At 34.7% G+C, this 21222-nt stretch carries 25 protein-coding genes, 3 tRNA genes and 1 riboswitch; of the genes, 21 read left to right on the top strand and 7 right to left on the bottom strand.

Going from position 1 to position 21222, the window contains the following annotated elements; translation table 11 throughout:
• Positions 1-21: 21 nt before the first annotated feature.
• Entirely contained in the window at positions 22-984 is a 963-nt protein-coding gene (locus RMR09_RS09930; protein WP_310595640.1) for a hypothetical protein, read from the top strand.
• Between the two features lie 99 nt (positions 985-1083).
• Here the strand turns inward: RMR09_RS09930 and RMR09_RS09925 are convergent, their stop codons facing one another.
• Positions 1084-1635 carry a Smr/MutS family protein gene (locus tag RMR09_RS09925; protein ID WP_310595639.1) on the bottom strand — a complete coding sequence of 184 codons (552 nt, stop codon included), beginning with the start codon at positions 1633-1635 and terminating at the stop codon, positions 1084-1086.
• The gene (locus tag RMR09_RS09920; RefSeq protein WP_310595638.1) at positions 1628-1813 is read right to left on the bottom strand and encodes a hypothetical protein; all 186 of its coding nucleotides are present in this window, start codon (positions 1811-1813) and stop codon (positions 1628-1630) included. Before RMR09_RS09920 ends, RMR09_RS09925 begins: the two co-directional genes overlap by 8 nt.
• 101 nt (positions 1814-1914) lie before the next feature.
• Between RMR09_RS09920 and RMR09_RS09915 the strand changes: the two genes are divergently transcribed.
• The gene (locus RMR09_RS09915; protein WP_310595637.1) at positions 1915-2196 is read left to right on the top strand and encodes a DUF2752 domain-containing protein; all 282 of its coding nucleotides are present in this window, start codon (positions 1915-1917) and stop codon (positions 2194-2196) included.
• Between the two features lie 7 nt (positions 2197-2203).
• On the opposite strand, the gene RMR09_RS09910 is transcribed toward RMR09_RS09915, so the two are convergent.
• Entirely contained in the window at positions 2204-3469 is a 1266-nt protein-coding gene (locus tag RMR09_RS09910) for a divalent metal cation transporter (RefSeq protein ID WP_310595636.1), read from the bottom strand.
• 177 nt (positions 3470-3646) lie between these two features.
• Between RMR09_RS09910 and epsC the strand changes: the two genes are divergently transcribed.
• The 8 genes from epsC (at position 3647) to RMR09_RS09870 (ending at position 9127) form a co-directional block, all read left to right on the top strand.
• Positions 3647-4438: a serine O-acetyltransferase EpsC gene (gene epsC, locus RMR09_RS09905; RefSeq protein ID WP_310595635.1), complete on the top strand. Its 792-nt coding sequence runs from the start codon at positions 3647-3649 to the stop codon at positions 4436-4438.
• On the top strand, positions 4438-5325 hold the full coding sequence (gene cysM, locus RMR09_RS09900; RefSeq protein ID WP_310595634.1) for a cysteine synthase CysM: 888 nt from the start codon (positions 4438-4440) through the stop codon (positions 5323-5325). Before epsC ends, cysM begins: the two co-directional genes overlap by 1 nt.
• A 53-nt stretch (positions 5326-5378) precedes the next feature.
• Entirely contained in the window at positions 5379-6068 is a 690-nt protein-coding gene (locus tag RMR09_RS09895; RefSeq protein WP_310595633.1) for an SGNH/GDSL hydrolase family protein, read from the top strand.
• A gap of 177 nt (positions 6069-6245) precedes the next feature.
• On the top strand, positions 6246-6518 hold the full coding sequence (locus RMR09_RS09890) for a heavy-metal-associated domain-containing protein (protein ID WP_310595632.1): 273 nt from the start codon (positions 6246-6248) through the stop codon (positions 6516-6518).
• 10 nt (positions 6519-6528) lie between these two features.
• Entirely contained in the window at positions 6529-6807 is a 279-nt protein-coding gene (locus RMR09_RS09885) for a rhodanese-like domain-containing protein (protein ID WP_310595631.1), read from the top strand.
• Between the two features lie 5 nt (positions 6808-6812).
• Positions 6813-7127: a rhodanese-like domain-containing protein gene (locus RMR09_RS09880; protein WP_310595630.1), complete on the top strand. Its 315-nt coding sequence runs from the start codon at positions 6813-6815 to the stop codon at positions 7125-7127.
• Between the two features lie 184 nt (positions 7128-7311).
• Complete coding sequence (locus RMR09_RS09875; protein ID WP_310595629.1) at positions 7312-8160, top strand: transketolase; 849 nt, start codon at positions 7312-7314, stop codon at positions 8158-8160.
• Between the two features lie 13 nt (positions 8161-8173).
• A complete protein-coding gene (locus tag RMR09_RS09870) occupies positions 8174-9127 on the top strand; it encodes a transketolase C-terminal domain-containing protein (protein WP_310595628.1) in 954 nt (317 codons plus the stop codon).
• 69 nt (positions 9128-9196) lie between these two features.
• On the opposite strand, the gene RMR09_RS09865 is transcribed toward RMR09_RS09870, so the two are convergent.
• Positions 9197-10207, bottom strand: a complete 1011-nt coding sequence (locus RMR09_RS09865) for an FKBP-type peptidylprolyl isomerase (protein ID WP_310595627.1) — start codon at positions 10205-10207, stop codon at positions 9197-9199.
• A gap of 77 nt (positions 10208-10284) precedes the next feature.
• Between RMR09_RS09865 and RMR09_RS09860 the strand changes: the two genes are divergently transcribed.
• Together RMR09_RS09860 and RMR09_RS09855 are read left to right on the top strand one after the other, a co-directional pair.
• Positions 10285-10680: a S4 domain-containing protein gene (locus RMR09_RS09860; protein WP_310595626.1), complete on the top strand. Its 396-nt coding sequence runs from the start codon at positions 10285-10287 to the stop codon at positions 10678-10680.
• 63 nt (positions 10681-10743) lie between these two features.
• Positions 10744-11244: a phosphoribosyltransferase domain-containing protein gene (locus tag RMR09_RS09855; protein ID WP_310595625.1), complete on the top strand. Its 501-nt coding sequence runs from the start codon at positions 10744-10746 to the stop codon at positions 11242-11244.
• Here RMR09_RS09855 and RMR09_RS09850 read toward each other — a convergent pair.
• Positions 11236-11754, bottom strand: a complete 519-nt coding sequence (locus tag RMR09_RS09850) for a shikimate kinase (RefSeq protein WP_310595624.1) — start codon at positions 11752-11754, stop codon at positions 11236-11238. The two genes, RMR09_RS09855 and RMR09_RS09850, sit on opposite strands and share 9 nt — an antisense overlap.
• A gap of 127 nt (positions 11755-11881) precedes the next feature.
• Between RMR09_RS09850 and RMR09_RS09845 the strand changes: the two genes are divergently transcribed.
• From RMR09_RS09845 to RMR09_RS09825, 5 genes are all read left to right on the top strand, one after another.
• Positions 11882-11954, top strand: a tRNA-Lys gene (locus RMR09_RS09845).
• Between the two features lie 35 nt (positions 11955-11989).
• Positions 11990-12062, top strand: a tRNA-Lys gene (locus tag RMR09_RS09840).
• Positions 12063-12103: 41 nt separating this feature from the next.
• A tRNA-Leu gene (locus RMR09_RS09835) sits at positions 12104-12186 on the top strand.
• A gap of 188 nt (positions 12187-12374) precedes the next feature.
• A complete protein-coding gene (locus tag RMR09_RS09830; protein WP_310595623.1) occupies positions 12375-13067 on the top strand; it encodes a hypothetical protein in 693 nt (230 codons plus the stop codon).
• 7 nt (positions 13068-13074) lie between these two features.
• On the top strand, positions 13075-13734 hold the full coding sequence (locus RMR09_RS09825) for a potassium channel family protein (protein WP_310595622.1): 660 nt from the start codon (positions 13075-13077) through the stop codon (positions 13732-13734).
• 8 nt (positions 13735-13742) lie between these two features.
• Here RMR09_RS09825 and RMR09_RS09820 read toward each other — a convergent pair whose 3' ends face one another.
• Positions 13743-14264 carry a DUF4252 domain-containing protein gene (locus RMR09_RS09820; protein WP_310595621.1) on the bottom strand — a complete coding sequence of 174 codons (522 nt, stop codon included), beginning with the start codon at positions 14262-14264 and terminating at the stop codon, positions 13743-13745.
• Between the two features lie 140 nt (positions 14265-14404).
• On the opposite strand from RMR09_RS09820, the gene RMR09_RS09815 reads away from it, so the two are divergent.
• A complete protein-coding gene (locus tag RMR09_RS09815) occupies positions 14405-15865 on the top strand; it encodes a S41 family peptidase (RefSeq protein WP_310595620.1) in 1461 nt (486 codons plus the stop codon).
• Between the two features lie 62 nt (positions 15866-15927).
• Here the strand turns inward: RMR09_RS09815 and RMR09_RS09810 are convergent, their stop codons facing one another.
• The gene (locus RMR09_RS09810) at positions 15928-17883 is read right to left on the bottom strand and encodes a TonB-dependent receptor plug domain-containing protein (protein ID WP_310595619.1); all 1956 of its coding nucleotides are present in this window, start codon (positions 17881-17883) and stop codon (positions 15928-15930) included.
• A gap of 98 nt (positions 17884-17981) precedes the next feature.
• Positions 17982-18177, bottom strand: a riboswitch (cobalamin riboswitch).
• A gap of 83 nt (positions 18178-18260) precedes the next feature.
• Between RMR09_RS09810 and RMR09_RS09805 the strand changes: the two genes are divergently transcribed.
• The 3 genes from RMR09_RS09805 to RMR09_RS09795 are packed head-to-tail and all read left to right on the top strand — an operon-like array spanning position 18261 to position 21221.
• On the top strand, positions 18261-19403 hold the full coding sequence (locus RMR09_RS09805) for an ABC transporter substrate-binding protein (protein ID WP_310595618.1): 1143 nt from the start codon (positions 18261-18263) through the stop codon (positions 19401-19403).
• Position 19404: 1 nt separating this feature from the next.
• Positions 19405-20436 (top strand): iron ABC transporter permease, encoded by a 1032-nt coding sequence (locus RMR09_RS09800; protein ID WP_310595617.1) that lies wholly within the window; start codon positions 19405-19407, stop codon positions 20434-20436.
• A complete protein-coding gene (locus RMR09_RS09795) occupies positions 20436-21221 on the top strand; it encodes an ABC transporter ATP-binding protein (protein ID WP_310595616.1) in 786 nt (261 codons plus the stop codon). Before RMR09_RS09800 ends, RMR09_RS09795 begins: the two co-directional genes overlap by 1 nt.
• The last annotated feature ends 1 nt before the right edge of the window (position 21222 follow it).

The raw sequence follows: 21222 nt of genomic DNA, 5'->3' as shown, positions 1-21222 counted from the left end.
TTTGACCCAAATATGCGAAAAATGAAAAGAGTATTATGTGGGCTAATTATAGCATTGCTATTCAACAGCTGTGACGACGGAAATTTAACTCAAGAAGTAATCAGTTTTGATACAGTAACCACTCAAAGTTGTAGTACTAACAATATCATCTATAAAATTAAAGGACAAGAAGCTTTACTGATTCAAATCCCTTCTAGTTCCTTTACTAACGAACCAACTCCTGTTGGAACCCCTACTGTTATTGACATCAACAGTACCAATCGTGTGGTTTATCGTTTTTATAACGGAACCATTTCAAGCAGTATGTTTTGCGAAACTATTCCGCCTTCAACACCTACCGTTACGGATGAATGGATAGCTACTGCTGGAAAAATCCAAATTACAACTACAGCTATTAAAACAACCAATGCCACTACAGGACGTACCTCTATCACAGGGTACAACCACAACATTGTATTCAAAAACATTACGTTTGCTAAACAAAACGGAACTCAAGTCTATGAGACATTTGCTTTTGGTGACTATAGTAGAACTATCACTCCTTTAGTTTTTGGGTTTGACGAAACTTTAGAACAATGTCCTACATCAAAACAAATCTACAATTACAATAGTGGAGAAGCTGTAACACTTGATAATATTGATACTAATTTGATTCAAAATCAAATCACACCATTAAACACTCCTAGAACAGCATTACTAGGCACTACAAATAATAAATTAGTGTATCGCTTATTTACAAACGGAGTGGTGACCCCTAATTATTTTTGTAATGCTACTATTCCGACTGTTCCAGCAATTAGCCAGGAATGGATTGCAGAAGCAGGAGTTGCAAATGTAAAAGGCATTATTGAAGTTACTACTACGAATGTACTTAATTCCTACACTCATCACATCGTTCTTAAGAAAGTAACTTTTGTTAAAGGAAACAATAATTTCACTCTTGGAGATAGCTATGTCTTAGGCGATTTAATCACGACCAATTAGATGCTTTTTCTGAACAAAAAACACATAAAAAAGCGGCTCTATTTTGCAATAAAATAAAGCCGCTTTTTTATACAAAATCAAATCCGAATGAATTGATTTTTACTTGCTATTTTGTTTAATATATACCTCGGTAGCTCCTAGTCCATATTTTTGATAATTGGCATCTTGAAACGAAATGTTATCATAACGCCCAAGCAAAAAATCCAACTCAGCTTTCAAAACTCCTTCTCCAACTCCATGGATAAAAACAATCTTTGGAATCCGATTTCGGATAGCAAAATCAAGATGTCTTTTTGCCGTTTCCGACTGCAATGTTAAGATATCATAATTTGACATTCCTCGTTTATTTGGAACTAATTTTTCAATGTGTAAATCAAATTCAGGAACGCCAATTTCACGTTTTTCTTTGCACTCTTTTACAAAACTTCTTGGTTTTGGGAGTTCTTTCTCTTTTTTTATTTCACCTGAATTAAAACTTCTGATAGAATCCATTAAGTTACTGGATTTGTTTGTTTTAATTAATTCATTGACAAAAAATGTCATCACAAATCCATCCGTAGTTTCAATGGTAATTTGCTCTCCTTTGACTGAAAGCACTACACCATTTACCGCTTCGTCCAAAACCGAAACCTCATCTCCTATGCTAAACATTCTCTTCTTCTTTATCTTGATTTTTACTTGGTGTTTTTGCACTCAATCGCATCATTCCATACATAAAAACTGCAATAGCTCCTACCGTAATATAAACATTACTATTCGCTTTTTGCTGCTCATAAAAAGCAATCAAAAAAGCGACAATCATCATCGGAATCATAATTTTTTTCATCATTCTAAATTTGGTTTTTCAAAAGTAAACAATTTAAAATAACATCAAATTTATTCTTAAAAAGGTTGGTTATTTTTTCGTAAAATTGTAAAAAGAAATCCACTTTGAATTTAGAAAAATACATGTTCCCATGCATTAGTAAAACACTCTTCGGAATAGAGTGTTTGGGCTGTGGTTTTCAACGTGCTTTTGTGTTAGTTTTCCAAGGCGATTTTGAAGGCGCTTTTAAGATGTATCCCGCCATTTATTCTTGTCTTCTTTTACTACTTTTTATTGGATTACATTTCTTAAATAGAAAACGAAACTATAAAAAAGCACTACTCATTATAGCAATCATCAATGGTGTTTTTATGATTGGCAGCTACTATTACAAACACTTTTTATAACCTTCAATTAACTTCCAAACTGCAAATAGAGCAAAGCACCTGCCGCAACTGTCATAATAATCAAAGCCGAAAATCCAAGAATATTAGATCTTGTACTATTGGTAAATTTACCCATAACCTTTTTATTATTACAAATATGAAGTATAATAGCTATAAGTACCGGCGCGGTCAATCCGTAAAGAATAGCTGTGTAAATTAACGCTTTGATTGGAGAAATTCCCACATAATTCAGCGACAACCCCAAAACTAATGAAACTGCAATAACAGCATAAAATGCCTTCGCCTCATGAAATTTCTTATCCAACCCTTGTTCCCAACCAAACGTTTCTGTAATAATATAAGACAATGAACCGCTTAAAACAGGAATAGCAAGCAAACCAGTACCAATTACTCCTATTGCAAAAAGCAAATACGCTAAGTTTCCTGCTAAAGGTTTTAACGCAATAGCCGCTTCTTCTACCGTGTCAATTTGATGGATTCCACCATTGTACAAAACCGTACCAGTAGTTAAAATAATAAAGTACATTACTAAGCCTGAAAACGTCATTCCAAAATCAACGTCCTGCTTCATGTCGCTAATGATTTTTTTATTGACTACTAAATGATTTTTATGCTTCATCTCCTCTACCTCCATTGTGGCTTGCCAAAAGAAAAGGTAGGGAGAAATTGTTGTCCCTAAAATACCTACTAATATCCCAACAAACTCTTTATTGAATTCCATACTAGGAATAAAAGTATTCTTTGCTATTAACCCCCAATCTTGGTCATACAAAAAAGGCACCACCAAATACACTAAAAGCACAATACAGAGGTATTTTAAAGCCGCGGCAATTTTCAAGTACGGTAAATAAATAATCAACACCAATAACAAAACGGTAAAAAACACGCTGAAAAAAGTCGCATCAATTGATGGGAACAATAAGTTACCCACAGCTCCCATTCCTGCAATATCAGCACCAATATTCATCACAATAGCCGGAAAACTAAACAACAACATCAAATACAAGACAGGTCTTGGATAATTTTTTTTCAATGCCCCCGTCAAGCCCAAAGAAGTCACCAATCCAATTTTGGCACACATTTGCTGAATAGCTGCCATCAAAGGAAACGCCAAAAGCCCCGTCCAAAGAGTAGCAAGTCCATAAGCCGCGCCTGCCTGAGAATAGGTAGCAATTCCTGACGGATCATCATCACTAGCTCCTGTTATTAATCCAGGCCCCAAAAGCTGCCAAAAACGCTTTAATTTATTAACCCCTTCTTTATTAGTCGTCATTTTCTTGAATCTTGATTAATTTAATGGCTAATTTACATATTTAAAATCATAATTAACATCCGACAAAATACTTTAAACTAATTCACAAAATAGAAACGAAATGCCAAAAAATTATTCGGCACTTTTCTAAAAAACACCTACTTTTACAGCTTATTAAATCGAATCAAATTTATAATCGTGACAAAAAATCAGATTATCCAAAATATCAATGCATTGAAAAGTGATTTTTCAATCAATTATAGCATTAAAACAAAAACAGAAGTCTTCACCGAAAAGCTATTCTACACCTTGTTTGACGGGAGTGCCTCATTGGATAAAAGCATCGATGAACTTGAGCTTCTTTTTAAAGAAATTTCAGCAATTGCTTGCAAAAAACCATCCCATTTATGCGATTCGATTTGGGAAAAATATTTAGAAAAACTGCCTTCTGTTCTTGAAAAATTAAATCAGGATGCAGCCTATATTTTAAAAAACGACCCTGCTTCAAATAGTATTGAAGAAGTGTATCTGGCTTACCCAGGATTTTATGCTATTGCTATTTACCGTTTGAGTCATGAATTGTATCTTTTAGACTTATTACTTTTTTCTCGTTTGATGAGTGAATATGCACATCGCATAACAGGAACTGATATTCACGCGGGAGCTACTATAGCGTCTCCTTTTTTCATTGATCATGCCACAGGTATTGTCATTGGCGAAACCACCGTTATTGAAAAGCATGTGAAAATATATCAAGGGGTAACCCTGGGCGCACTCAGCATCACCAAAGAGATGAAAAACTCTAAAAGACACCCTACGGTTGAAGAAGAAGTATGTATTTATGCAAACGCCACTATTTTAGGAGGCACTACCACTATAGGAAAAGGGAGTATTATTGGTGGAAACTCATGGGTAACTAAATCCATTCCTGCCAATTCTATAGTAACCAACACCACTACGACCGAAGTAAAAGTAAAAGAGAAAAAGTAATGGAACCTAAAAAATTAATTGAATTAATTGGCAACACCCCTTTAGTGGAAACTCGTAATTTAATTCAAAATCCCAATGTAAAACTATTAGTAAAGCTCGAAGGAAACAATCCAGGTGGAAGTGTAAAAGACCGAGCAGCTTATAATATGATTGCCTCAGCCGTAGCCCGCGGCGACATCAAAAAAGGCGATAAATTAATTGAAGCCACTAGTGGAAACACAGGAATTGCTCTCGCTATGATAGCGCAATTATTCGATATTGAAATCGAATTGGTTTTACCCGAAGACTCCACTAAAGAACGTACACAAACCATGTTGGCCTATGGTGCCAAAGTAACACAAACACCTGCTAGTACCGGAATTATTGGCTCTCGTGATTATGCTGACAAAAAAATTGCGGAAGGTGGTTATGTAATGCTCAACCAATTTGCCAATGAAGACAATTGGAAATCACATTACAAAACAACTGGCCCTGAAATTTGGAACGACACCAAAGGAACTGTGACACATTTTGTCTCGGCTATGGGAACTACAGGGACCATTATTGGTACTTCAACCTACTTAAAAGAACAAAATAAAAATATCCAAATCATTGGCGCTCAGCCAAGCGATGGCTCTCAAATTCCTGGAATTAGAAAATGGCCTCAAGAATACCTTCCGAAAATTTTTGACGCTTCAAAAGTAGATTTAGTAATGGAAGTTAGCGAACAAGAAGCACGAGAAATGACCCAACGACTAGCTAAAGAAGAAGGCATTTTTGCAGGAATGAGTAGCGGAGGATCTGTGGCAACTGCTGTAAAAATAGCCAATCAATTGGAATCAGGTGTTGTCGTAGCTATCATTTGTGATCGAGGAGATCGTTATTTATCTTCTGATTTATTTGACTAACAAATAGCACTCTTTTTACTACCTTTACCTATCTACATTTAGATTCGATTGGTATGAAAAAGCTCCTGAATTTCTATTTTTTATTCTTTTTACTATTAGGTATGTCCGAAAAAACAAATGCTCAAGACTGGGCTAACTTAGCCAAATATGAAATCCTAAACGCTTCCCTCCAACCGAAACAATCGGGAGAGAAAAGAATTGTTTTAATGGGTGATTCTATTACCGAGTTTTGGTTGGCAATTCACCCTGAATTCTTTGAAGGCAAATCCTATATAGCTAGAGGAATTAGTGGTCAAACTACTTCTCAAATGTTAATTCGTTTTAGACCTGATGTAATTAATTTACACCCAGATGTAGTCGTTATTCTAGCCGGAGTAAATGACGTTGCAGGAAACACGGGCCCTACGACTCCTGAAAAAATTCTAGGCAACATTATGTCTATGGTCGAATTAGCCAAAGTCAACAAAATAAAAGTGATTCTATGTGCTGTATTACCAGCCAATGATTTTTATTGGAGACCCAACAACAAAGCTGCTGAAACTATTATTCAATTGAATCAATTGATCCAATCGTATGCTAAACAACAGCATGTCCCGTATGTTGATTATCATACCGCTATGACCGACACAAAAAACGGGCTACCCAAAGAGTATTCTAACGATGGTGTACATCCCAACTTAAAAGGGTACCAAACAATGGAACCATTACTAGAAAAAGCGATTCAGCAAGTCTTAAAAAAATAATTTTCATTTATCAAACGCCATAAGAAAGGTAAGATTCGAACAAAATCTTGCCTTTTGTCGTTTAAAAAAGTCTTATGTAACAAAAGTTACTGTAGCCGACTTTGGATTGATTTAAATTTGTATAACGAAATTCAAATTTAGTTTTGGGTATTCGGCAAACAATTAAATTCATTCATCATGAAAACAGAAGAAATTAAAATCGCAAATCTTAAATGTGGTGGTTGTGCTACTACTATAAAAAAAGAACTTTTAGAATTGGATGGTGTTGACAAAGTAAAGGTTGACAACGACAATGATTCGGTAACGGTTACCTATAAAGACGACGTTAGAGATGCCATAATTCAAAAACTACATCACCTTGGTTATCCAGAAGCCACCGAAAAAAATGGATTGCTTTTAAAACTAAAAAGCTACTCTAGTTGTATGATTGGTAAAATCAATAATCTATAAAAACCTACCTATGCCCTTAGAAAACATTATCAAAGACAAAAAATGCACCATTGTAGATGTGCGTTCTCACGAGGAATTTATGGGGGGCCATGTAGTTGGCTCCATCAATATCCCATTACAAACTATTCCTGAACGAATAGAGGAACTAAAAAAATTAACTATGCCTTTAGTTCTATGCTGTGCCTCAGGAAACAGAAGCGGTCAAGCACAACATTTTATTTCTCAATACGGCTTAGATTGCTACAATGGTGGCTCTTGGTTAGACGTCAATTACTATCAATCTAAATAAATCAAATGATTACTACTCTAAAAAAGATTTTCGGTCTTGGACCTACTATAAATTATCTCGAATTAGTACAACAAGGCGCTATTATACTAGATGTTCGTTCAAAAGCTGAGTTTTCTGGCGGACATATTAAAGGGGCTGTCAATATTCCTGTGAATGTTTTGAACCAACAACTGGGACAACTTAAAGACAAAAACAAAACGATTATCACTTGTTGCGCTTCTGGTATGCGAAGTGCTTCAGCAAAAAGCATTTTACAATCTCACGGATATACTAGCGTTTATAATGGTGGTGGTTGGTCAAGCTTACAAAACAAATTATAATTTACCTTGACTATATTTTTATTAGCCTTCCCAATCGGAAGGCTTTTTTGTTTTATATTTTAAAATGGTATTTTGTTGATAGTTCTCGAAAAATCTTAATAAAACAAGACAAATATTCAACAAATCGTTTGTCCTTACACCAAATAAAAATTACATTTGCACCAGTTTAACTTTTACACATCAAATGAAGCCTAACACACAACAATTAAACGATTTAACTATCCAAGTTAGAAGAGATATTCTTCGAATGGTACACGCTGTCAATTCAGGTCACCCTGGAGGATCTTTAGGTTGTACAGAATTTTTAGTAGCCTTATACCAAAACATAATGGAGCGCAAAGAAGGTTTTGATATGAACGGAATTGGAGAAGATCTTTTCTTTCTTTCAAACGGACACATCTCACCTGTTTTCTATAGCGTTTTAGCTAGAAGCGGTTATTTTCCAGTAGCTGAATTAGCTACTTTCCGTTTAATCAACTGTAGATTACAAGGTCACCCAACTACTCACGATGGTTTACCTGGAATCCGTATGGCATCAGGTTCTCTTGGACAAGGACTATCGGTTGGTATTGGTGCGGCTCAAGCCAAAAAATTAAACAATGACAATCACCTTGTATATACTTTACATGGTGACGGAGAATTACAAGAAGGACAAAACTGGGAAGCGATCATGTATGCTTCTGCTAAAAAAGTAGATAACTTAATCGCAACTGTTGACCTTAATGGCAAACAAATTGATGGTACTACTGACGAAGTATTGTGTATGGGTAGTTTGAAAGCTAAATTTGAAGCTTTTGATTGGGATGTTCTTGAAATTAAAGAAGGGAACAACATCGAAGCGATTATTGCTGGAATGAACGAGGCTAAATCAAGAACTGGAAAAGGAAAACCAGTTTGTGTGTTATTACATACCGAAATGGGTAACGGAGTAGATTTTATGATGTACAGTCATGCTTGGCATGGTAAAGCACCTAACGATGCGCAATTGGAACAAGCTTTGGCTCAAAACACTTCAACTCTAGCAGACTACTAATACAACACAACAAATGAAAAAATATACAAATACAGGAAGCAAAGACACTCGTTCAGGTTTTGGAGCGGGAATGACTGAATTAGGTCAAAAAAATGAAAATGTAGTAGCACTTTGTGCTGACTTAATTGGTTCATTGAAATTTGACGAGTTTAAAAAAAATCACCCAGAACGTTTTTTCCAAATTGGAATTGCAGAAGCAAATATGATTGGAATTGCCGCAGGTTTAACTATTGGTGGTAAAATTCCTTTCACAGGAACTTTTGCTAGTTTCTCTACAGGACGTGTTTACGATCAAATTCGTCAATCTGTAGCCTATTCTGAGAAAAACGTAAAAATTTGTGCTTCACACGCGGGATTGACTCTTGGAGAAGACGGAGCTACTCACCAAATTTTGGAAGATATCGGATTGATGAAAATGTTACCTGGAATGACTGTAATCAATACTTGTGATTACAATCAAACTAAAGCAGCTACTATTGCATTGGCTGAACATCACGGTCCTGCTTATTTGCGTTTTGGACGTCCAGTAGTACCTAACTTTATGCCAGCTGACGAACCTTTTGTAATTGGGAAAGCCATTCTTTTAAACGAAGGTACTGATGTTACTATTGTAGCAACAGGTCACTTAGTTTGGGAAGCTTTGGTTGCTGCTGAAGCTTTAGAAGCTAAAGGAATTTCTGCTGAAGTGATCAACATCCATACGATTAAACCATTGGACGAAGAAGCGATTTTGAAATCATTGGCTAAAACAAAATGTATTGTTACTGCCGAAGAACATAACATCTTAGGAGGTTTAGGAGAAAGTGTCTCTAGAGTATTAGCCTTACACCACCCTGCTCCACAAGAATTTGTTGCAGTAAATGATAGCTTTGGAGAATCAGGAACTCCTGAGCAGTTAATGGAAAAATACAAGCTAAACAATCAAGCAATTGTTGCAGCGGCTGAAAAAGTGATTAAAAGAAAATAATCCTTTTATCTACCATAAAAAAAATCCCGATTTCAATGAAATCGGGATTTTTTATTTTTAGTCCTTTTATTAGTGACAGTTTTTATCTAAATACTTTTTAACTCTGGTAGTACTAGTCGTATTACCGCTACAGTCCGGAATATTAGCAAAAGGAATCATTACACCGTTAGCGTCTTTTATTTCTAATTTGGTAGTGTAATTATCTCCATCATCATCTACATCTAAATAATCTGGAATACCATCTGCATCAGTATCATCAGCATTAGTTGTTGGAGTTACTGGATAACTGATAGTATTTCTGAAATCATACACATAACCATCCCCATTTATATCTTCAAGATTCGAAGGAATCCCATCGCCATCATGATCTAATCGTTGTACTTCATACAATTTAAAACTAAACACTAATGGTGAATAGGCTGGAATACTAGCACTACCTGAAGCATAATAAGCCAAACCAGAAGGAATAAACATCACTCCTGCTCCAAAATTAGAATACGTAACCGTTCCGTCTGCATTTGATGTATAGGTTCCTTTTCTAAATTGTGGAAAAATCTCTGACCATCCTACTATAGTATTATTTAGATTGAAAAATGATTGTGGGTATTTTAACTCTTCGAATTTAGTAACTGCTAAATAAGCTGCCGCAGTTGTGGTAGCAGCAACTTCGGTTAAATAATCACCTCTATACGATGCCAAAACACCATCAACATTAGTTGGTTTTTCACCAGTACCTTCTCTCAAAACTAAGTAATACATTTTATAGGTAATCCCATGTAAATTAACATCTCTACTTAATAATTTAGGAAAAGAAGATCTATTCAAATACGACCAAACCGAAGCTTGTGTGCCTCCGGAAGGAATTTGGGTAAAAACAATATCTTGATCATCTGAAAAACCAGGATGATTGGTAACGGTAAAATAATAATTTTTAAGATATTCTTCAATCATACTATTATCAGCTGTATATTGTACAGAATAATCTCTAAGTGGCTCAACTGTAGCCGTATTATTTTTGGAACATGAAAATAAAGAAAGGGTTGTAACTAATACAATAAAATAATACTTAAATTTGTTCATTATGGCGAATTTTAAGTGCGCAAGATACAATATTGATTTATTTTTGTAAACTATTTAACTTCGATTTTAGAAAATTTATGCGAATAGACAAATATTTATGGTGTGTGAGGTATTACAAGACGAGAAACATGGTTACTGAGGCTTGTAAAAAAAATCATGTAACCGTAAATGGACAAATAGCCAAACCTTCTCGCGAGGTTTTTCCAACGGATAAAATTACGTTTAGAAAAGACCAAATCACCCAAATTATCACCGTGTTAGACATTCCAGAAAGTCGAGTTGGCGCTAAATTAGTAGACATCTATCGTCGAAACGATACGCCTGCCGAAGCCTATGCTCATTTAGAATTATTAAAACTATCTAAAGAGCATTACAGAAAAACTGGAACTGGAAGACCTACTAAAAAAGACAGAAGAGATATTGACGAATACGGCAATGAAATTCCAAACGATTTTGAAGAAGACCTTTTGTAAAAATTGAAACCTCAAGATTAAAACGAACAAAAAAAAGATTGTACCTTTCACAAAAAATATAGTATGAGCCAAAATACCATCTTAACCCATCAAGAAATTGAGCATAAAATCAAACGTATTGCTTATCAAATCTATGAAACTTTTGTTGATGAAGAAGAAATTGTAATTGCTGGAATTGCACACAATGGATTTATTTTTGCTCAAAAGATAGCCCAGGCTTTAGAAGAGATTGCTACACTAAAAATTGCTTTATGCGAAGTTAATGTGAACAAGCTACATCCTGAATCGGCTATTCAAACTTCATTATCTAAGGAAGATTATGCCAATAAAGGATTGATTTTAGTAGATGACGTGCTTAACTCTGGGACTACTTTGATTTATGCGGTGAGACATTTTTTGGATGTTCCGTTAACCAAATTCAAAACAGCTGTTTTAGTCGACCGAAATCATAAAAAATACCCCGTTAAAGCTGATTTTAAAGGCATTTCACTATCTACATCATTATTAGAGCACGTGAGTGTTGTTTTTGATGAAAACGGTCAGAATTCAGCTTATTTAAGCTAATATTGACACAATAGCCGCAACTGTTTCGTCTATCGTTTGATGGTCTACACTTACTTTATATTCTGCTTGATTATAATAATAACTTCGATCAAAAAGATGCTTTGCAATAAACTCTTTCAATTCATCTTCCGTTTTGTTAGCCACAATTGGGCGTTTGCTTTTATTGTGAGCCAATCTAGAAAAGAGCGTTTCTACAGAGGCTTTTAAATATACAGAGGTTATACCTTCTCCTTTTAGTAATTCATGATTGTTAGCATAACAAGCTGTACCACCACCCAAACCTATAATTTGATTTTCGGGAGCAGCTAACAATTCGACAAAAACATCGTGTTCTAATTTTCGGAAATAGACTTCGCCAAACGATTCAAAAATCTGACTGATAGTCATTTCAGCTTTGGTCTCGATACTTTTATCTAAATCTACAAAAGGAATTTGGATTAAACTGGAGAGTTTTTCGGCTATAGTTGATTTGCCACACCCCATATATCCTAATAATATAATTTTTTTCATTTGAATAAAACCTTACAAATTAAGGCGTTAAGGACTTTTGTTTAAAAAAGACAAATTTATAATAAAATAGCTTTGAAATATCAAAAATAAGGCCTTATATTTGCACCCGCATTCAAGAAATGATAATGACTCGATAGCTCAGTTGGTAGAGCACATCACTTTTAATGATGGGGTCCTGGGTTCGAGCCCCAGTCGGGTCACAAAATTATTAATACATTTCATTTCTTGAGTCATTGACTCGATAGCTCAGTTGGTAGAGCACATCACTTTTAATGATGGGGTCCTGGGTTCGAGCCCCAGTCGGGTCACAAAAGGTTGTTCGTTTTACGAATGACCTTTTCTTTTTTAAGGCCATGTGGAGAAACGGTAGACTCGCCATCTTGAGGGGGTGGTGCTCGCAAGGGCGTGAGGGTTCAAATCCCTCCATGGTCACGAATAAAAAGAAACGCTTAAAAAATAATCAAGCTTGCTTGAAATTATTTTTTAAGCGTTTCTTTTTTCAAAGCGGAGCTTTGAGGGAAGGACGAAGTCAATCCTTTTTCAGTTATATCTAAAAATGAATTATCTTTGAAAGAAATAACTTAGTTATTTTACAATTAAAAATAAAACATTATTTATACATGGGAACATTTGACCAAGCAATTATTAGAGAAATTGGCAGAAGCTATGGAGCAGCAATATCTAATTATTTATTAGGAGATAAACATGCTCGACCAATAAGATTAACTGGAAATACTTTAGGATCTTCTACTGGTGGTTATAAATATGAAAATGAATTAGATAGAATAATAAGCACTACTAAAATTAAAGGTAGTAATGGAAATGTTACTTCCGCACAAAATATATCAAATGCGTATTTTGATTTAGTTAATGAAGCCAAAACAGACAATAATGTTAGCCCGAATGAATTGCTTTACCTACTAAAAAAATACGTTGTCACAAGAAACTTCATGATAAAATTGTGGGAGGCAAATGATGAGATAAAATCTAAAAATACAGATGTAATAGTTTCTCGAATAAAAGGTATTGATGAATTTATAAGAGGTATGTATCCACTTACAATTGGCAAAGAACCTATTAAACCTTCATTTAATAAAAATGATATTTTTTGGACAATAGGCACAATCATTGGATTGTTCTTTTTTTTAGTACCTGGATTCTTTATGATTTATTATTGGAACAAAGCTAAAAAACAAAAACTATTAGTTTTCAACTACATACTGCTTTCTCAAGCATATTTAAAAGCATTATATGAATTTGTTGAGAAAGAAACTTATGAAACACCTCTTAATTTAGTCATAAATCACAATTAATTTTCGCATGAAACAAACTGAAAATCATTCTCAAGAGAATACTCTAAGTACACTAAATTTAGTAGTAATACTATTGTCAGTTTATGTATTGATTGTTCTTTGTATTGATACCTTTTTCCAATTATCTTATGAAGTAACTAGGGTTTTAAATTACATTGATAATGCAATATGTATATTTTTCCTTTTCGAATTTTGCGTTAGATTTTATCAAGCAGATAGTAAACTTAAGTTTATGAAATGGGGGTGGATCGATTTGATTTCAAGTATACCTAATTTTAGTTTTGCTAGAGCAGGAAGAGCACTTAGGTTAATAAGGTTACTAAGGATTTTAAGAGCATTCCGTTCTACAAAACACATCATTAACCATATTTATAAAAACAAAACTAAAGGAGCTTTAACAACAGTTTCATTAGTAGCTGTTTTGGTATTAATTTTTTCGACTATAGCAATTTTGCAGGTTGAAACTGCTCCAAATAGTAATATTAGAACAGCTGAAGATGCACTTTGGTGGTCTTACACTACCATAACAACAGTTGGGTATGGTGATAAATACCCTGTTACAACTGAAGGTAGAATTATTGCAGGAATATTGATGACTGTTGGTGTAGGTCTCTTTGGAATATTTACAGCATTTTTGGCGTCTTGGTTTGTAAAAGAAAAAGAATAAAATTTATATTACTTCTTCCCTACTTTTCTCAATTCAGCACTCCCAGGAATTCTCATTTTATCGGTTAATGCAGGTAAATCGTTTAAGTCAAAATCTCCCGTAATAGATAACAAAACCGTATCTTCATTTTTACCACCTTCAATAAACAACAATAGTTCTTTCAATTGTGTTTCAACACTGCCTTGTTTAGCCAAAATACGAACTTTTTTACCGCCTTCATTAGACACCATTAGCTCTTCTAAACCTGCTGGTTTAGCATACTTCTCAGCCGTTAAACGCATTTGAGTAGCTATACGCTCATTTTGAGTACGATACACCTTTAGATTATCTATTTTTTTGATCAAGTTCATATACTGCTGTGTTTCCTTATCGGAAGAATCCAACTTGACCTTGCTCATCAAATCAAACATTTTTTTATTGACAAGAACCGTATTGACTCCTTCGATACCCTCAAATTGATCAAAAACAGACTGTGCAAAGAAAGGACTTGTCACTAATAACAATAAAATGGTACTGATATATTTCTTCATTGTAGAATACTATTTTAATTTCGTTCGATAAATATATTGATTAATGTGCTATAGTTTTCAAAAATAATGCCATTAAATTGTATTCTCCATAAAACAAAAGTTTGTATTTTTACGTTTTAACCCAAATTCAACCCCAAATTATGAAATCAAAATTTTCACTTTCACTTGTTGTTCTCTTCGTTTTTTCTTTCTTTTTTGGTTGCCAAAAAGATCAAGACGACATTATTCAGCCTACTCCTACTAATCTTGAAGTCCAAAATTTTATTTGGAAAGGACTCAATCAATTCTATTTGTGGCAAACAGATGTGCCCAATTTAGCTGACAATCGTTTTGCGAGTCAATCCGCTTTAGATGCCTTTTTAGTCAATTATAAAGTACCTAAAGATTTATTCGATGCATTGCGAGTAAGCCCAACTATCGACCGATTCAGTTGGATGGTAGATGATTACACTGTTTTAGAACAACAATTACAAGGTACTACCAAAAATTCAGGAGTAGAATTTGGTTTGAGTTATTATAGCGGCTCATCCAATGAAATATTTGGTTATGTACGTTATATCATTCCAGGTTCTGATGCAGCAACCAAAGACATTAAACGTGGTGACGTATTTACTGCTGTCAATGGCACTCCTTTAACTGTAAGCAATTATCAAAGTTTGTTATTTGGGACTAATGACAGTTTCACTCTAAACATGGCTGATATTATCAATGGTACCATTACACCTAACAACAAGTCTGTTGCTTTGACAAAAACGGCTTTATCTGAAAATCCTATTTTGGTCAATAAAGTCATTATAGTTGGCACAAAGAAAATTGGTTATATGATGTACAATGGATTTTATTCTCCTTTTGATACCCAATTGAATGATGCATTTGGCTACTTGAAAGCACAAGGCATTACTGATTTTGTTCTCGATTTACGTTATAATGGTGGAGGTTCTGTTCAAACAGCGACTTATTTGGCCAGTATGATAACAGGGCAATTCACAGGAAGAGTGTTTGCTAAACAACAATGGAATACTAAGATTAACGCCTATTTTGAAGCCAATAATCCGAATGGAGTTCGCAACTTTTTTACAGATAAAATAGGCGCTACTCCTATCAACAGCTTGAATATGACAAAAATCTATATCCTAGCTACTGGAAGCACTGCTTCGGCAAGTGAATTGGTTATAAACGGACTAAAGCCCTACATTGATGTAGTTCAAATAGGTACGACTACCATTGGGAAAAATGTAGGATCAGTTACTCTATATGATTCTCCTGATTTTACTGCTTCAAACAGAAATCCAAATCATAAATATGCGATGCAACCTCTTACTTTTAAAGTTGTCAACTCGGCAGATTTTGGAGACTATTTCAACGGACTAACACCTACTTATCAACTTGGAGAAACAATCAGTACTTATGGAGTTTTAGGGGATGTGAACGAGCCTTTGCTTAAAGCTGCTATTGGAAAAATCACTGGAACTGGTAAAATGATCCAACCAAGTGCTGGCAAACAATTTGAGTTCTTTAAAGATTCTAAATCTATTGATGCTCTTCAAAATCAAATGTATTTGGAGAAAGCACCTAAAGGATTGCAACAAGCTTTCAATTAATCTTATATAAAATCAAAAGGCTTTCTAAATTAGAAAGCCTTTTTTATTGAAATAAATTTAGATTACAAATTAATAGTCAACCCTAATTTATAGTTACGTCCTAGGGCGCTATATCCTATATTCTCTACAAAATCAACATTGAAAATATTATTTACTGAACCAAAAATGGTCAACTTGTTTTTAATAATTTCATATCGAGTCAAGGTATTTACTAATTGATACGAACCCAATTTTACTTGTGTAGTTGCATACGTATTTCCGTCAAAAAAAGCGTCTTTTCTAGCATCTACGTATTGATAATTAACATTCCAAAAGAAGCTTTCAGATACTTTATAATCTACAGAAGAATTAATTTTATGTTTTGGTATCAATCGACTTAAGGCTTCATCTACTTGGGTATAAGTATAATTTAAATTCCATTTGATAGTATTGCTCAGAGTCCAACTCACTTGCGTTTCGATTCCTTTAGCTTTATTCAAACCATCAATATTGATATAATTGGAATCATAGGTTACTGGATTAAAATAAAACCCAATAAAATTAGTTTGTTCACGGTAAAAACCTACCACATTCCATTTTAATTTTTTATTGCACAACTGCGTTTCAAAACCTGCCTCGATGGTACTGTTTTTTTCTGGAGTCAGTTGGGCATTCCCATACTGAGAATACAGTTGATACAAGCTTGGCGTGACAAAAGCAGTACTATACGAACTGATTATTTTTAGTGGAAGTGATTTGAAATCAAAAGAAGGATTCAAATTATATACCAATTGATTGCCATAAGCGCTATGACTATTCCATCTTGCCCCTGCATTCAAATTGAATCCAAAACTAGACGAGTACACTCCCGTTATATAGGGATCAACCATGTTGAATTTAGTCCCTTCTTTAGCACTACTCCCGTAAGGGGTCACGCTATTGGCATCGTGAAATTGGTATTGCACTCCTGAAACCAAAAAGAAAGACGGACTGACTTCGTATTTATTAAATCCATCTACATTCACACTTCTTGATTCGTACTGAGAAAAACCAACCGAATTAGAATAGGTATCCAACTCATCATAGGAGCGAACTAGTTTGTTAAAACTAGAATTCAAAACGAATTCACCTTTTTCATATTTATATTTAGGAGAAAATCCTAGACGAAATTGTTTGGAACTTGTTTTGTTTAAATTGGTATCACTTGTTCCTGTGTTATCAAAACCACCATCGTAATCGTTTTTGATTTTGTCATAATTTCCAAAGAAATCTAATGTCAATTGATTTGTCGCTTTATAACCTATTTTAGCCAAGTAATTCAAGCGCGAAAAAGGATCTTCTTCATAATGAATAGTAGAATTAGGAGGCGCAATTTGAGAAATCCCTTTTGTTTCTGTGCTATTCAAAGCCGCAAAATAGGTTAGTTTATTGCTACTACCATTTATAGAAAAACCTTGATTAAAATCAGCCGATTTTTGATTTTGATTAGTTGCAGTAGCATTAGTCCCTAAGTTAAAATAACCATTTCCAACTAGAGCTTTTTTAGCTGCTTTTTTTAATCGAATGTTAATTACTCCCGTAGCAGCACCCGTTCCATACAAGGTACTCGCTGCTCCTTTCATAATCTCAATACTTTCTACTTGTTCTGCTGGCAGTAATCGTAAATCGTATTCCATACTAATTCCAGAAGCGTCGTTAACTGGAATTCCGTCAATCAAAATAAGTACTTGGCTGTTTTTACCACCACGAATGTAATAGCCTAAGTTTTTGCCGGCAGCACTTTGATTGCCATTGATTTCAACTCCCGCTACGGTGTTTAAAATAGCCGCAATACTTTGTCCAGGCTTATTCTTTAACTCCTCGGCGGTAATTTTTGTGATTACTTTTCCTGATTTTTCTTTTGGCAAAGCAAATTTAGAATCCGAAACCACTACTTCTTCTAGCTCCTGTATAGAAGCTACATTTTCTTTTTCTTGCGCGAAAGCACAAGCCGACACTAGCACAAATAATGCGCTAATACGAACGTTTTTTGTGTTCATTTTACATTAAACATTTTGCAACAGCAGTACTGTTGCCTTACTAATAATGGGGAGAAAAGCATAGAATTACCCATACCCAAACCTTTTTTCCCGAAAGTTTGATACTCAATGTAAAGGGCAGGTCTCCTGGCTTGCGTCTTGTTGTTTACCTTCTCATTCGTTACGAACAATGGTTTTGTAGATAACAACAAGCTTTGTAGCTTACAGTTGCGGGTACAGCTCAGGTATTGAACCTGATTCCCTTTTAATGCTATTTTGAAAAACAAAAAAGCAACCTCAATACGTGGACAAAGATACCACTAAGATTGGGGATAAAAAATAAAATTTGATTTTTAAAACACTTTACACCTACCTTTGCAATTCTTGTAATCAAAGCGATGAAATCATTTATTTCTAAATTTATTTTCCTTTTTGCTGCGCTGCTCATAAGTAGTTGCAAACAAAATAATGCGCGTTCATCAGCAACACAAAGTCCAGAAAAAAACGAAATTCAATATGCCAAAGGATTAGAATTGTACAAACGAAAAGGCTATTCCATTCTTAAAATTACTCACCCTTGGCCTGGCAGTACAACCTCATTTACCTATATTCTACAAGAAAAAAATGGAGTTATACCCGACAGTTTAAAGCAATACAATCGAATTTCAGTTCCAATTGAATCAGTCGTAGTTACCTCAACTACACACATTCCTGCATTAGAACTACTAGGAGTTGAAAACACCTTAGTAGGTTTTCCAAATACAGATTTTATTTCGTCACAAAAAACTAGAAAACGAATTGATGCTGGAAAAATTAAAGAGGTTGGCACTAACGAAACCCTAAACACTGAAATTCTGATTGATATGGCACCCGATGCTATTGTGAGTTTTGGTTTGAACAATAGCAATCCCACTTTAGATAATTTAGAAAAAAGTGGCTTAAAAGTGCTTCTGAATGGCGATTGGAATGAACAATCTCCTCTAGGCAAAGCAGAATGGATCAAATTTTTTGGTGCTTTGTATGGTTTGGATGCCAAAGCGAAAACAATTTTCTCCACAATAGAAAAAGAATACCAAACCACCTTGGCTTTAGCCAAAAAAGCAAATCAAAAACCCTCCGTTTTGAGTGGTGCCATGTACCAAGATCAATGGTTTGTCCCGCAAGGCGAAAGTTGGATGGCATTATTCCTGAAAGAAGCCCAATCTAATTACTTATGGGCCGATACTAAAGGAACAGGAAGTTTGTCTTTGCCTTTTGAAACGATTCTAGAAAAAGCACAAAAAGCCGAATTTTGGATTGCACCAGGCGATTTTTCTTCTTTACAAGAGATGAATAATAGTAATCCCCATTACGCCAAATTTAAGGCGTTTCAAAATAAAAAAGTATATTCGTATGCAATTCACAAAGGAGCAAAAGGAGGAATTCTATTTTTTGAATGGTCGTCTGCACGTCCTGATTGGGTACTCAAAGATTTAATTGCTATTTTTCACCCTGAATTGGTTCCCCAGTATACTCCTCATTTTTTTGAGAAATTAAATTAATTTGAATACAACTAACCGAAATACCCTACTTTTCATTTTCCTAAGTTTAGGACTAGTTTTTCTATTCCTAATCGATATTAGTTTAGGAGCTGTGGCTATTCCGTTAAAAGAGGTATGCAATAGTTTGATAGGCTCTACTGCAAGTAAAGCTTCATGGGAATATATTATTATGGATTATCGCTTACCCAAAGCGATTGTTGCAATTGTTGTTGGCATGGGATTAGCCATTAGCGGCCTTTTGATGCAGACATTATTTCGCAATCCGCTGGCAGGCCCTTATGTTCTTGGATTGAGTTCTGGAGCTAGTTTAGGGGTAGCATTAGTTATCTTGGGAGCAGCATTTTTACCTGATTTTGTTAGCAAACTTCTCTTATCTTCCTACGGAATCGTATTGGCTTCTAGCCTGGGAAGTTTTCTAGTTTTATTAGCTGTTTTAGCTGTAGCACAACGATTACGAGATACCATGGCAATTCTGATTGTAGGATTGATGTTTGGTAGTTTAACCAATGCATTGGTCGGTACTTTGACTTACTTTAGTACTGCTGAACAATTGCAAAAATTTACTTTTTGGTCGCTTGGTTCACTTGGTAATTTGTCATGGACTTCGATCGCTATTTTGTCTGTTTGTGTAGTAATTGGGCTACTCTTAAGTTTAGCCAGTATCAAACCTTTAAATACTTTACTTCTAGGAGAAAATTATGCCAAAAGTTTGGGTTTAAATTATACCAAAGCGCGTTTTATCATCATCTTATCCACTAGTATTTTAGCAGGAAGTATCACTGCTTTTGCTGGGCCAATTGCCTTTGTAGGCTTGGCTGTTCCTCATATTGCTAAATTAGTTTTTCAAACGAGTAACCACTTGATTTTATTTTGGAGTACTTTACTTTTTGGCGCTATGATTATGTTGATTTGTGATAGTATTTCACAATTACCAAATACGGCAATTATTATTCCTATTAACGCGATTACTTCTATTTTAGGTGCGCCAATAGTAATTTGGTTACTCATTCGTAAACGTAAAATGATGGGGTAATGGAAAAAACAATTATTTTACAAGCTACAAACATCAGCATTGGGTATTCTAATAAAAAGGAAACTACCGTTGTCGCATCAAAGGTAAATTTATCTTTAGAAAAAGGAAAACTGACTGCTTTGATTGGCGCTAATGGGATTGGTAAATCAACACTTTTACGAACCCTAATTGGAATTCAAAAACCTCTAATAGGAAAAGTATTCTTAGAAGAAAAAGACATTCATTCCATTGATAATTTGACTTTAGCACAACATTTAAGTGTGGTGTTAACCGACAAATTACCTCCGAGTAATCTAACCGTTTTTGAACTCATTGCATTGGGAAGACAACCCTATACGAATTGGATTGGGAAATTAACTGAGGAAGATATTGCTAAAGTAAACGAAGCTTTGGAACTGACACAAATTAGTCATTTAGCTCACAAAAGACACCATGAAATTAGTGATGGTCAACTACAAATTACACTTATTGCAAGAGCATTGGCACAAGACACTCCTTTAATTATTTTAGACGAGCCTACTACCCACTTGGATTTATTGCATAAAGTAACGCTCTTAAAACTCTTGAAAAAACTGACTCTAGAAACCGGAAAATGCATTCTATTCTCTACTCACGATATTGATATGGCAATTCAATTGAGCGATGAGATGATTATTATGACACCCGAATCAGTCGAACAAGACCAACCTTGTAATTTGATCATAAAAGGAAGTTTCAATACCTTATTTCAGGATGAACATATTCTTTTCGACGCCGAAAAAGGTAAATTCGTCATCAAAGGATAAC

This window comes from Flavobacterium sp. (genome assembly GCF_031537875.1).
Classification (GTDB): Bacteria; Bacteroidota; Bacteroidia; order Flavobacteriales; family Flavobacteriaceae; genus Flavobacterium.
Note: the sequence above shows the minus strand (reverse complement) of the source record. Positions and strands in the feature narration are given on the sequence as shown.

Bases quoted from the DNA above. Each gene is read 5' to 3' on its own strand.
- RMR09_RS09930 (WP_310595640.1), top strand. From the start codon at position 22: ATGAAAAGAGTATTATGTGGGCTAATTATAGCATTGCTATTCAACAGC.
- RMR09_RS09925 (WP_310595639.1), bottom strand. From the start codon at position 1,635: ATGTTTAGCATAGGAGATGAGGTTTCGGTTTTGGACGAAGCGGTAAAT.
- RMR09_RS09920 (WP_310595638.1), bottom strand. From the start codon at position 1,813: ATGATGAAAAAAATTATGATTCCGATGATGATTGTCGCTTTTTTGATT.
- RMR09_RS09910 (WP_310595636.1), bottom strand. From the start codon at position 3,469: ATGACGACTAATAAAGAAGGGGTTAATAAATTAAAGCGTTTTTGGCAG.
- cysM (WP_310595634.1), top strand. From the start codon at position 4,438: ATGGAACCTAAAAAATTAATTGAATTAATTGGCAACACCCCTTTAGTG.
- RMR09_RS09895 (WP_310595633.1), top strand. From the start codon at position 5,379: ATGAAAAAGCTCCTGAATTTCTATTTTTTATTCTTTTTACTATTAGGT.
- RMR09_RS09890 (WP_310595632.1), top strand. From the start codon at position 6,246: ATGAAAACAGAAGAAATTAAAATCGCAAATCTTAAATGTGGTGGTTGT.
- RMR09_RS09885 (WP_310595631.1), top strand. From the start codon at position 6,529: ATGCCCTTAGAAAACATTATCAAAGACAAAAAATGCACCATTGTAGAT.
- RMR09_RS09880 (WP_310595630.1), top strand. From the start codon at position 6,813: ATGATTACTACTCTAAAAAAGATTTTCGGTCTTGGACCTACTATAAAT.
- RMR09_RS09875 (WP_310595629.1), top strand. From the start codon at position 7,312: ATGAAGCCTAACACACAACAATTAAACGATTTAACTATCCAAGTTAGA.
- RMR09_RS09870 (WP_310595628.1), top strand. From the start codon at position 8,174: ATGAAAAAATATACAAATACAGGAAGCAAAGACACTCGTTCAGGTTTT.
- RMR09_RS09865 (WP_310595627.1), bottom strand. From the start codon at position 10,207: ATGAACAAATTTAAGTATTATTTTATTGTATTAGTTACAACCCTTTCT.
- RMR09_RS09860 (WP_310595626.1), top strand. From the start codon at position 10,285: ATGCGAATAGACAAATATTTATGGTGTGTGAGGTATTACAAGACGAGA.
- RMR09_RS09855 (WP_310595625.1), top strand. From the start codon at position 10,744: ATGAGCCAAAATACCATCTTAACCCATCAAGAAATTGAGCATAAAATC.
- RMR09_RS09850 (WP_310595624.1), bottom strand. From the start codon at position 11,754: ATGAAAAAAATTATATTATTAGGATATATGGGGTGTGGCAAATCAACT.
- RMR09_RS09830 (WP_310595623.1), top strand. From the start codon at position 12,375: ATGGGAACATTTGACCAAGCAATTATTAGAGAAATTGGCAGAAGCTAT.
- RMR09_RS09825 (WP_310595622.1), top strand. From the start codon at position 13,075: ATGAAACAAACTGAAAATCATTCTCAAGAGAATACTCTAAGTACACTA.
- RMR09_RS09820 (WP_310595621.1), bottom strand. From the start codon at position 14,264: ATGAAGAAATATATCAGTACCATTTTATTGTTATTAGTGACAAGTCCT.
- RMR09_RS09815 (WP_310595620.1), top strand. From the start codon at position 14,405: ATGAAATCAAAATTTTCACTTTCACTTGTTGTTCTCTTCGTTTTTTCT.
- RMR09_RS09810 (WP_310595619.1), bottom strand. From the start codon at position 17,883: ATGAACACAAAAAACGTTCGTATTAGCGCATTATTTGTGCTAGTGTCG.
- RMR09_RS09805 (WP_310595618.1), top strand. From the start codon at position 18,261: ATGAAATCATTTATTTCTAAATTTATTTTCCTTTTTGCTGCGCTGCTC.
- RMR09_RS09795 (WP_310595616.1), top strand. From the start codon at position 20,436: ATGGAAAAAACAATTATTTTACAAGCTACAAACATCAGCATTGGGTAT.